This window comes from Edaphobacter aggregans DSM 19364, assembly GCF_000745965.1.
Taxonomy (GTDB): Bacteria; Acidobacteriota; Terriglobia; order Terriglobales; family Acidobacteriaceae; genus Edaphobacter; species Edaphobacter aggregans.
Genome location: NZ_JQKI01000165.1, coordinates 1 through 10800 on the forward strand (window position 1 = coordinate 1; position 10800 = coordinate 10800).

8 protein-coding genes and 1 pseudogene are annotated in these 10800 nt (G+C 57.7%); 3 read left to right on the top strand and 6 right to left on the bottom strand.

Translation table 11 applies throughout. From position 1 onward, the window contains the following. Window positions 1-159: pseudogene (locus Q363_RS46995) on the bottom strand (IS110 family transposase); the annotation flags it as partial. Window positions 160-364: 205 nt separating this feature from the next. Between Q363_RS46995 and Q363_RS27770 the strand changes: the two are divergent. Then, a complete protein-coding gene (locus Q363_RS27770; RefSeq protein WP_051979423.1) occupies window positions 365-874 on the top strand; it encodes a hypothetical protein in 510 nt (169 codons plus the stop codon). Window positions 875-998: 124 nt separating this feature from the next. Continuing rightward, window positions 999-3023 carry an ArnT family glycosyltransferase gene (locus Q363_RS27775; RefSeq protein ID WP_051979424.1) on the top strand — a complete coding sequence of 675 codons (2025 nt, stop codon included), beginning with the start codon at window positions 999-1001 and terminating at the stop codon, window positions 3021-3023. On the opposite strand, the gene Q363_RS27780 is transcribed toward Q363_RS27775, so the two are convergent. After that, window positions 2989-3591, bottom strand: coding sequence for a Chromate resistance protein ChrB (locus tag Q363_RS27780; RefSeq protein ID WP_035357162.1), 603 nt, complete (start codon window positions 3589-3591; stop codon window positions 2989-2991). The genes Q363_RS27775 and Q363_RS27780 overlap by 35 nt on opposite strands. Before the next feature lie 291 nt (window positions 3592-3882). On the opposite strand from Q363_RS27780, the gene Q363_RS27785 reads away from it, so the two are divergent. After that, a complete protein-coding gene (locus tag Q363_RS27785; RefSeq protein WP_157467708.1) occupies window positions 3883-4626 on the top strand; it encodes a hypothetical protein in 744 nt (247 codons plus the stop codon). Window positions 4627-4804: 178 nt separating this feature from the next. On the opposite strand, the gene Q363_RS44865 is transcribed toward Q363_RS27785, so the two are convergent. The 4 genes from Q363_RS44865 to Q363_RS42355 form a co-directional block, all read right to left on the bottom strand. Beyond that, on the bottom strand, window positions 4805-8833 hold the full coding sequence (locus Q363_RS44865) for a DNA topoisomerase 3 (RefSeq protein WP_035357163.1): 4029 nt from the start codon (window positions 8831-8833) through the stop codon (window positions 4805-4807). 14 nt (window positions 8834-8847) lie between these two features. Further along, window positions 8848-9420: an RES family NAD+ phosphorylase gene (locus Q363_RS27795; RefSeq protein ID WP_084080848.1), complete on the bottom strand. Its 573-nt coding sequence runs from the start codon at window positions 9418-9420 to the stop codon at window positions 8848-8850. A gap of 60 nt (window positions 9421-9480) precedes the next feature. Further along, entirely contained in the window at window positions 9481-10152 is a 672-nt protein-coding gene (locus Q363_RS27800) for a hypothetical protein (protein ID WP_035357165.1), read from the bottom strand. Window positions 10153-10283: 131 nt separating this feature from the next. After that, the coding region (locus Q363_RS42355) for a hypothetical protein (RefSeq protein ID WP_211256391.1) at window positions 10284-10800 on the bottom strand (517 nt) is incomplete at its 5' end.

Here is a 10800-nt window from a genome sequence, read left to right on the forward strand (position 1 = left end):
GGCCTCCATCCCGATCAAAGAGGTCTGCATGTTCGCGGTGAAGGCAATCAACTGCTTCTGGGTGAACTTCTTCTTCAGCAGCACCTTGCAGTTATCGCCAAGAGCCACCAGGTGAAAGGTCGTCTTGCCAAGGTCAATGCCTACGGAACGAATCTCCATGTCGATGATCCTCCTTCAATCTGCCTATAAGATCCTCATCACCAGGATGAGGTTTAAGCGGCGGACCATCTCAGTAACCCCGTTTTGCGCGCACTTCGGCCGCTGCGGTCTGCGTTGCTTTGTGAGCTTCAATAGCTTGTTCGGTAGCCATAGGTGGGAGCGTCGCCAATCAACGTGACAAGCTGGCAGTTGTATCTTGGGAGCTATGAAGAAGCCTGGCCAAAAGAAGAACGCATTCGTGCCGGAGGATGCGTTGGTTACGTCGAAGGTGCGAAGGTCGGTGCCGTTTGAGTTTGTGCTCGATGCGCTTACGCCGCTCGAGCCGCGGACCCATCCGATGTTTGGATGTCTTGCGGTGTATGTGGGAGAACAGATCGTCCTGATGCTGCGTAACAAGGCCACGGAGATGCAGGACAATGGGGTCTGGATAGCGACGACGGAGGAGCACCATGCCAGCCTGCGGCGGGAATTTCCGAAGATGAGGTCGATTCAGCTCTTTGGCGGCAAGATTGGTGGCTGGCAGGTGCTGCCTTTTGACGCGCCAGACTTTGAGACGGCGGCGTTGCGGGCGAGCGAGCTTGTGCTGCAGCAAGACCCACGGATCGGGAATGTGCCGAATGCGAGACGGACTGCGGCTGGAGCCAAAACCGGTCCGCGCGGCAAGCCTGCCCGGAGCGCGAGGACGATGCGGAGTGGTCGGAAGAAGACTCAGTAGAGTCCGCAATCCCTTGCGTCCAGAATCAAGAATTAGTATCGTGTTCCGAACAACAACAGCTTTCATGGGCCCAGGAAGACCACCGACCACCCGGTGCATATCCACCTCGCGAAAGTCAAACAGGATGCCAGAACCGACGACTCTCCAACCACCAGCTCTAACTCCACGCATCACCAACCTCATCGCTGCAATTCTCCTCGCCATCATGGCGATCCTGCTGGTCACCTCCGTACGCCAGCAGTCCCAGACCTTCGATGAATCGACCCATCTCTTCGCCGGCTTCGAATACTGGAAGCACGGCGACTTCGGCAGAAATCCCGAACACCCACCCTTCGTAAAACTCCTCGCCTCCCTCCCGCTTCTCCCCCTGGGCCTCCATGAGCCCCCTCCTTTTCCCTTCCCCTACTTCAAAGCTCAGGACATCTTCAACGCCTCGCAACTCCTTTACAGCGCCGACGCAGACGCGATCCTCCTGCGCGGCCGTCTCATGATCACCCTCCTCAGCCTCACCCTTGGCCTGCTCGTCTACTTCGCCACCAAAGAAATCTTCGGCCCCCTCGCCGCGGTCCTCGCGCTCTTTCTCTTCGCCTTCGAACCCAACCTGCTCGCCAACGGCGCCATCGTCACCACCGACATGGGTCTCGCCTTGTTCTTCTTCGCCTCCGTCTACACCTTCTATCGCTTCTGCACCAAACCCTCCGCTGCACGTCTCGCACTCTGCGCCGTGGCAACAGCACTCGGCATCGTCGCCAAACACTCCGGCGTCCTCATCCTGCCCACACTGGTCCTCCTCGCGCTGGTCGATCTCTTCCTACCCTTCTCGGGACAGATTGCCAATTCGTACGACAGGAGACGTCAGCTTCGACAACTCGGCTTAGCGCTTCTTGCCATCGCCGTCTTCAGCTACGTCGTCCTCTGGGCCTTCTATGGCTTCCGCTACGCTGCGCGCCCCGGCCAGCTACAGATCACCCCTTCTCTCTCCGCCTACTCCGGAACGCTCATCCACCTGCACCAGCGCAGCGTTATCGACTTCCTCGCACGTCATCGTCTTCTTCCCGAGTCCTACCTTTACGGCTGGGTCGACATCCTTCTCAGCCAGGGTACCCGTCCAACCTTTATCTTTGGTCATCTGTACAGCACCGCCCAATGGTTCTTCTTCCCTGCCGTCTTCCTCCTCAAGACCACCCTCACCCTCATGCTCTTTCTTCTCCTCCTGCCCTTCGCCCGCATCTACGGACGACGGCGAGAACTCGTCTTCTTCTCCCTCCCTATTGCGTTCTTCCTCGTCGCCGCCATCTTCTCCCACATCAACATGGGGGTGCGTTACCTTCTTCCCATCTACCCCTTCTGCATCGTCCTCGCCTCTGCCGCCGCGGCCTCTCTCTTCACGCGCTCAGTCGTAGGCAAAGTCGCCGTCGCCGCTCTGCTTCTCCTCACCGTCTTCTCGTCCCTCCACTCCTACCCGAACTTCCTCGCCTACTCCAACGAGCTCTTCGGCGGACCCGCCCACACCTATCGTTTCGCCACCGACGCCAACGCCGACTGGGGCCAGGGTCTCAAGTGGACCAAAACCTATCTCGACCAGCATCCCGACCCGAACTGCTGGTTCGACTACCACGGCAATCCCACCGTCCAACCCGCGTATTACGGCATCCACTGCAAACCGCTGCCGGGCGGCTTTTCGCATCTGCTCGGCATGGGAGGCGCGCCCGTCCCATCTACCATCAGCGGCACATTCCTCGTCAGCTCCACTGAAACCGACGGCCTCTTATGGGGTCCCGACACGCTCAACCCCTACCAGCTCTTCCACGATCGCACCCCCGACGCCACCATCGGCAACATCATCTTCGTCTATCGAGGAACGTTCAACGTCCCGCTCCTCGCCGCCGAATCGAACGCCGCAGCCGCCACCGGTCTTCTACGTCAGGGCCGCCTCCCCGAGGCACTGGCGCTGGCACAAACCGCCGCCCAGCAGGCCCCCGACGCTGCAGACGTTAACTTCGTCCTCGGCCAGACACTGCTCGCATCAGGTCGCATCCCGGAAGGCCAGCAAGTCATGGCCAAAGCGCTCCGCCTCGCCCGCGCGAATCATCCCGACTATCAAACCTACCTCATCAGGCAGCTCGAGCACCCCCAGGGTCACCCCTGAACTCAGGTCTCGCCGCCCAGGCAGAGGAGACGCGATCAATCCCCGGTCGTGGACGTGTGATCCAGACACGATTTTGATATTCCATTCTAGACACGCGGCCTCTCCTCACTGGTTCCTGCGACGTTACTGGATGTTCTGCCTTGTAGATGGCCTCTTCAGCTTTTGCCTTGAGCGGAGACTCGAAGAAGTCAATCTCAGCAACCTCTTCAAACCGCCGTTTCAGTCGCGTCAGTTGCGTCGAGAATCCCTGGGTGGACGGCTTCAGTTGTTGAAGCTCCCGTATGAGTGCCGCATAGTCCGGTTTGCGCTCTTCGCGAAACTTGCCCTTGAGAACGTCTGACGGAAGATCGTCGATTGCCCGCACCTGAAGCACTGAGGCCTCGCCTTTGAATCCCCTGATCGCCGTAGCCAGCCATTCGAGCCGCTCCTGATTCGCTGGCGTGTTTGGCAACACGTAGCCGGAATTGCGTAACGCGAGCGTCCCGTACTTCTGGAGCTTTCTCCATATCCCAACCCTCTCGCTGGTCCTCTTTGACGGCAGGCTGAAGATCAGCAACAGCCAAGGCACGGAGTCGTGGTGTTGGTGTAATATTCATTACACGCCAATGTTACAGTATTTGCGTAGAATTTGGAACTGCCCACACGCTCACGGCGACGCAAGAACACGCGGTTGGGCGAGCTTGTTCAACAATCTGGTCGAAGCCTCGTTTTGATCCAGGGAGCTGACGCGCAGGCAGCCGACCTGTTGGCCTTTGGACGGCATGCGCGTTCGAGCGGGCCGAGGTGTCCGCAGAACCGCAAAACATGCAGAGTTTTTTGGGCGTAAGGGCCGCCACCGAAATTTCCTTATTCAAAAGCAGTGGCCGTCGCCCACCGGATGAGCGCCGCCCTGCTTCCCGTAACTCTCGCAACCGGGTGCAAGAGCAGCCCGCCGCAGCAAGCGGGAGTGACGAATTCGGATGGGTCGATCACCAACCCGGACGGTTCAGTCACCTACCCCGCGGGCTCCAATCAGGCCAGCCGCGAAGGTGCCCCCGCAAACGCGCCCGCCTACGCCCAGTCCGCCCACGCCCATCCCACACAAGCGCTACCCCCTGAAGCTCCTCGCCGCGTGACGATTCCCAGCGGCGCCTCCGTTGTCATCCGGACCACTGAAACCCTGAGTGCAAGTCGCAATAACATCGGGGACAGATTCACTGGCGTCTTGGATCGGCCCCTGGTAGACGCTGCTGGCAAGATCGTCGTACCTAGCGGCACCCAGGTCGCAGGAGAGGTCGTAGCGGCAAAGGGTAAGGGCCGTTTTGCCGGCGCGGGAGATATCGGCATCGAGCTCACCTCTATCGGAAATGGACGTGTGAGCACAAGCGAGTATGAGGCTGTAGGCAAGGGACGAGGCAAGCGAACCGGCGCCTTCGTCGGTGGAGGCGCCGGACTGGGAGCACTCGTCGGCGGACTGGCCGGCGGAGGTAAAGGCGCACTGATCGGCGGACTTTCAGGTGCGGGTGCCGGCACAGTCGCAGGCGCCTACACCGCCAATCGCGACGTCGTCATTCCGTCCGAGTCCGTCGTGACCTTCCGCCTCAGGTCTCCTTTCGTTCTCTAAGTTGCCCGGTTTGGCCAGGAGCGCTCAGCGATGCTTGAAAGCTGACGCTGCGCTCCCTGCTCGATCGCTCCACGATGGCCAAGATGGAGCCGCTGGTCGGCGCCGCGCTGGAATACAGGTTGAGTACGTGTTCACGCGAACCGGGGGCTGTGGGTGCGACTTGATGGGACTCACGGCGTCAACGTGAACCAGCAATCAGACGATAGATATGTGCTCCATATTTTTGCACGATACTCATGCCAATGCCCGGCACAGCCAGTAACTCCGCATCGTTGTGGGGACAGTTGGTAGCGATACCTTTCAGCGCTCGATCGCCAAAGATCCGAAATGCCGGAATGTGTCTGCGCTCCGCCTCGCTCAGGCGCCAGGCACGTAAAGCCTGTTCAATGCGAGTCTCTTTCTCTGGCTCGCACGCAGTCGTTCTTGTTCTCGGCGGCCTGGATTGGGTTCGACCGGTGGTGTTTGGAGAAGCGTTAGACTTACTGGATTTCTTCTGGCGCTTGCGCTTGGAAACGGGCCGTCCAGCGTCCTTCATAACGAAGAGCACCGGCGTAGTCTGATCGGTGGCTCGCCCCGCTGGAGTAAGGCTGACAGTGCGGTAGGGAATCTGTTTGCCTTGTTTTTCGAAGACAGCATCCGCAAACTTGATGAGTTCTGCCCGGGCCATGGCTCCAAGGACTTCTTCGAAGTTGTCTCGGCTCATCTCGCCTCCGGGACAAAGCTCGGCGTGCAGCTTGCCGGTCGATTTGTTGGAGACGGTCTGCAAGGCGCGCAACACTCGATGAAGAATTGTTCGTTCCTCTTCCGTCGCGGTTCGGAATCTTTGGGCAACGCACTTGGCGGGAGCGCAGAAATCGCACACGCCACAAGCCCTGGCACTATCCGACGTATCGCCGAAGTGACGAACAAGGGACGTCATGCGGCATTGATTGCTTTCCGCAAAACGAATCATCTGATCGATCTGCGCCCGCTTCTGCTCGCCCTGCAGGATGTAGGACGCGCGCCATAGCCCCTCGCCCTGGCTGACATTCTCCGCAAAGTCCAGCACAGCCCCCTTATGGATCCAAAGCTTCTCGATGATTTTGTCGAAGAGTTCTTCCTCCATCGCCACGGATTTGCGCAGCGCCTCCTTCGGTTGGGGTTCTGTACGAAGGCTTGCAAATACGCGATCCAGCAGTGGAACGGCCGGGTAATCCCGACTGAAGAAGAAGTCATGGGTATGACGGTCTCCATACGAGTGCATCAAAATGGCGCGACTCGTTTTTCCGTCGCGCCCAGCGCGGCCGATCTCCTGGTAATACCCTTCCAGACTGCCTGGCAGGGCGGTGTGAATCACGGTTCGGATATTCGTCTTATCGATCCCCATACCGAACGCCGTGGTTGCCACCATGACGTCCAGCTTGCCCGCCATGAATTCTTCCTGCACTTGCCGCCGTCGCTCGGCATCCAGTCCGGCATGGTATACGGCTACGGCAAACTCGCTTGCCCACTCTTCCGCCAGAGCGTCAGCCTGCTTGCGCGTAGGGGTGTACACGATGGCTGGGCGGTGTTTGTCTTCGAGCAGGATCTCTCGAGCGAACTGAGGCCGTTGCGAAGGCAAAGCTTCTACAAGCTCGATGCCGATGTTTTCGCGGCGGAAACCATGGATGAAGTGTGCGGGCTCAGTCAAGCCTAGCTGAGTTGCAATGTCGTTCTGGACCAGCGGTGTTGCTGTGGCCGTGAGCGCCAGCATCGGAGCAGGACGAAGACCAGGTAGATACTGGCCAAGCATCCGATAGTCAGGTCGAAAATCGTGGCCCCATTGCGAGATACAGTGCGCTTCATCGATCGCGATCAGTGATGGTTTTCGCTTGGCCAGCATTTCGGGAAAGCCTGCTACCCGAAGTCGTTCGGGAGCAATGAAGAGAAACTGCAATTTGCCGCCGAGGTAGTCGGAACAGATACGGCGCGATGTTTCACGATCACGACCTGAATGGATGCATTCTACAGCGAGGCCTTTCTCTTTCAGCTTCTGCACCTGATCGTCCATCAATGCTATGAGTGGACTGATCACGAGAGTGGTTCCACCTCGTGCCAATCCAGGCAGCTGGTAACAAAGCGACTTGCCCGAGCCGGTCGGCATGACAAGCAGCGCGTCTTTTCCCGCGGTTACTGCCCGACAGACGGCTTCCTGGTTAGGGCGAAACTGGGCGAAGCCGAACGCGTTTTGCAAAAGCTCGGGGAGGCTTGTGCTGTTGAGGAATTTCTTTGGACTGGGGAGACCAGAAGGATCGGAAGTCTTTGTCGATGCGGGGGGCGGTGGCGCAAGTTGAACTGGCGAAGTCTGACGAACCTTGCTGACAACCGAACGCACGTATTGACTGATGCCATCCAGGAATGGCTCCAGCTGGGATTCACCGAGTTGGATCTTCTTGAGAAAGGCCTCCCATTGGCCGGTCATCGCGGGACTCTTGACTTCGGGATGAACCACTTCTACAAGATGGATCCCCTTTTCTGTTGCCTCCAGACTCTTCCCCGAGCGAACGATATAGCCACGCTTCAATAGCACTTCGATCGTGGCCGCCCGTGTGGCAGGCGTACCGAGGCCCGTCTCTTTCATCGCCTCGGACAGTTCTTTCTCGTCGAGGCTTTGTCCCGCCGTCTGCATCGCGGTCAAGAGTGTGCCCTCGGTAAATCGCTTCGGGGGTTTGGTCTTCTTTTTCTTGGCCTCTATATTCGCGATGTCCTGTGGCTGTCCTGTGGCAAGATTTACTGGCAGGATCTGCTCCGGAGTTTTCTCCTCATCCCTGCCCTTTGTCTCTCTGTTTCGCCCCTCCGATCCAACGTCAAGGACCTTCCAACCCAACTGTTGCACGACAGTCCCCGTGGTTCGATAGCGGTCCACGAATTCCTCATGCGTGATCACGGTAATCACGGTCGTCACGGACTGAATGTGATCGTCATGCCACATCATGAGGAAGCGGCTGCAGATCAAACCGTAAATCTTGCGTTCCTTTTCCGTCAGGTTGGCCTTCTCTGGGGAAACCGCATTGGGAATGATGGCGTGATGGTCGCTCACCTTACTGTCGTCGACAAATCGCTTTCCAAGTTGGCGCTCCCCTGTTCCTGCAGCCAGTTGCTTCTGATAGCTTGCGGAAACTGCAGCGACAATGCCTGGAGCTGTAGCGGCAACGTCAACAGAGAGATGACGACTATCCGTCCTTGGATAGCTGATCAGTTTGTTCCGTTCATAGAGTGCCTGCGCGATATCAAGAGTCTCTTGTGCACTAAAGCCAAACAGACGATTCGCATGCCGCTGCAGCTCAGTGAGGTCGTAAAGCAGGGGTGGTTGCATCCGCTGCGTCTCGGAAGAGAGTGACTCAATGACCGCTTCTCCCGCACGAGCGCGAAGGATGATGCTTTTGGCATCCTGGCCATCGGCAGGCAATCGCGAGTTGTTGGCCTGAGCGTTGTTGCCCTTTTTCGACCCTGTTTGCGGACGGAACCATGTGCCTTGATAGGTTTCCTTATCCTGATTTTCCCGTCCCTGAAACGTCGCGACAACCTCGATGTAGTCTTCGGAGACAAACTTGCGGAGGGTAAGTTCGCGATCGACAAGCATGGCCAGAGTCGGCGTCTGCACCCGTCCGACGGAAAGCTCCTCATTATAGAAAAGTGAATAGGCCCGTGACAGATTCATGCCAACAAGCCAATCGGCTCGGCTTCGGCCACTGGCCGCGTCCGCCAATCGATCATATTGGCTGCCTGGGCGAAGATTGTCGAACCCTTTTCGGATGGCATCCGGAGTCAGCGAGGAAATCCAAAGTCGGCTGACCGGCTTTTTGCTTTCGGCCGCATCGTAGATGTAGCGGAAGATCAGTTCGCCTTCCCGCCCAGCATCCGTCGCGCATACTATCCGCGACACACGCGCCGACGTTAGAATCTTTCGCACCACTTCGAACTGATCTTTGGTTCGCTCGTAGACAACCAGTGGCCACTGCTCGGGCAGGATCGGCAACAGATCCATGCGCCATTGCCGCCATTGAGGATTGATTTCGTGCGGTTGTGCGAGGGAAACCAGATGTCCAATCGCCCAGGTGACCACATAGCCGTTTCCCTGGAGATAGCCTTCGCCCCGCTTGTCGGCTCCGAGAACACGGGCAATGTCTCGTGCGACAGAAGGCTTTTCAGTCAGGACCGCAACGGTACTGGATTCGCTTGCTTTCATTTGTACCTTCAGATCTAGACGCTCAACTCGATCGTAAATTGTCGACCTCTGCTTGCTACGGGGAGAATTGCGTTCGAATCCTCCAATAAAACAGTGGACGGACCGGCAATCGTCAGGTCTGAGGTCTTGACGCGAGTACCAAACAACATCACTGCCTGTGCATGATCGTGGCGACGCGAGGTCCAGCCAGTCCTTGTGCATCCGGAAACTGAGAATAGAGGGCCTCTGCCCATCTCCGGATACTGAGCCTTCGTCGTGTCGATCAGATGGGCGCGGTCGATTCCAAGTTTGTGAAGCGCGATGGTACTCAGGTCGATGAGGCGCAGGTCGATCGCAGGTAGGACGATCGTGTGGGCCTTGCGTACCATCTTCCGCTTCGAGACGGGCTTGAAGCCGGTCTTGAAGGGAAGATCATGAAAGATCGTCTCCATAAGTGCGCAGTCGAGGGTCGTGCCGGCGTAAAGCGTCGGTATGACGGCGCCGTCTGTATCGTGGATTGGACTGAAGCGAGCGTTCCCATTGAGTTTGGGTTGAACTGGTTTCCGAGGTAAGCATCGTCGTGAACCCGATGCATCTCGCGACCACATTCCCAGGTGATCAGGGTTGCGTTGAGAGGGCCCGCCGGCGGCAGATTGCTCGCCACCGGCTTAGCCATGCTGAACTCCCTCGACTTCGTCCTTCGCAGCAGCGATGACTCGTTCGGGATCCGCAGCGAGGAGATCCTGTGGACGCTGGTCATTCAGAAAGCTGTTGAGCCCCGCAAACCAGAATGCGAGTCCCCAACTGTCCTTCGTGTCACCAAAGACGCGCAGGATATCCGCTACTGCCTTGTAGGGGCGATAGTTTTCATCCGGATTGAGAGCGTATATCGGAAAGTAGTCAGTCCCCTTGTGATGGATCGCGAAGATCGTTCCATCCCGCTTCCACTTGTTCGGTTGAGCACTGGGATTATTCGCGCTGTACCCAGCAAGCTTCGCGATCTCGCCTGCAGGGAGCAGGTCGCCACTATTCAGGATGGCCGACTTCGCGTCGACCATCATGCGCGCCTGCGCAAGAGCTGCATCCGGGATCGCAACCTCAGGAAGCAAAGCGCTAACGATCTTGTCGATTGCCTCGTGCTGACGTTGCCGCATGAGTTGGGGATAAAATTCGGTCACCCTACGGATCATCAATTCGAGAAGATGCATCTCGTCATCGTTCGCAAAAGTGACTGCCAGAGCCCGGCGGGCCGTCGAGCGATGCAGAAGCTGGATCACCTCTGGGCCAGTTCCCACCATGACCGTGGGAACCTCCCGGTGGAGTTCTTTGGCGTTGGACATGTTTCACCTCAAAACGGGCGTTCCGTCTCCGTATAATGCATATTATCACGATTTCACAATAATCACCATTATAAGTACCCGCCGCCTTTAGGGTAAGTTGTCATATTCCTTAACCTGTAGAACGAATACACTCATTCGAAAGGGTTTGAGTTACGTCGGCTGTTAGGGGAGGAGACCGAGTCGAGCACCATTTCCGGAGCAAGCCCTGGGGCGGGGTGAAGGCAGAAGGCTCCCCTTTCTTGCTTTCGGAAGGGTTGAGCACCAAAAATGAGCTCAGCCTTATTCGGAGGCTCCGGTTCCTTGCCCGGCTTGTGAATGATCAACCCCTGTTCGCCGAACTCAATACTGTCATTCTCGGGGAAGTTGGCATCGACTTCGTCAAGTGCGGCACCCAGGCGCTGGCGCAGTTCTTTCGCGAACGTTTTGCCGTCGACCGGCAGTCCCACAATTTCACTATAGCGGGACAACTCGCGCTGGAATTCTTCGGCCGACACCTGATGCACCCGGAAATCGTCGAAGCGATCGCTGCCTTTCACGTAGAGATCTCCGGAATTGAGTTCACGCATGATCTGGTGGAATACACAGAGCTCGAAGAACCGTCGGTGCAGCATGCCGCCATCGCGACCGCGCGGGAAGACAGCTCTTTCC

Excerpts from the sequence above, each read along its gene's own strand:
- Q363_RS27800 (WP_035357165.1), bottom strand. The coding sequence starts at position 10,152 with ATGTCCAACGCCAAAGAACTCCACCGGGAGGTTCCCACGGTCATGGTG.
- Q363_RS27770 (WP_051979423.1), top strand. The coding sequence starts at position 365 with ATGAAGAAGCCTGGCCAAAAGAAGAACGCATTCGTGCCGGAGGATGCG.
- Q363_RS44865 (WP_035357163.1), bottom strand. The coding sequence starts at position 8,833 with ATGAAAGCAAGCGAATCCAGTACCGTTGCGGTCCTGACTGAAAAGCCT.
- Q363_RS27775 (WP_051979424.1), top strand. The coding sequence starts at position 999 with ATGCCAGAACCGACGACTCTCCAACCACCAGCTCTAACTCCACGCATC.
- Q363_RS27795 (WP_084080848.1), bottom strand. The coding sequence starts at position 9,420 with ATGTGGTCGCGAGATGCATCGGGTTCACGACGATGCTTACCTCGGAAA.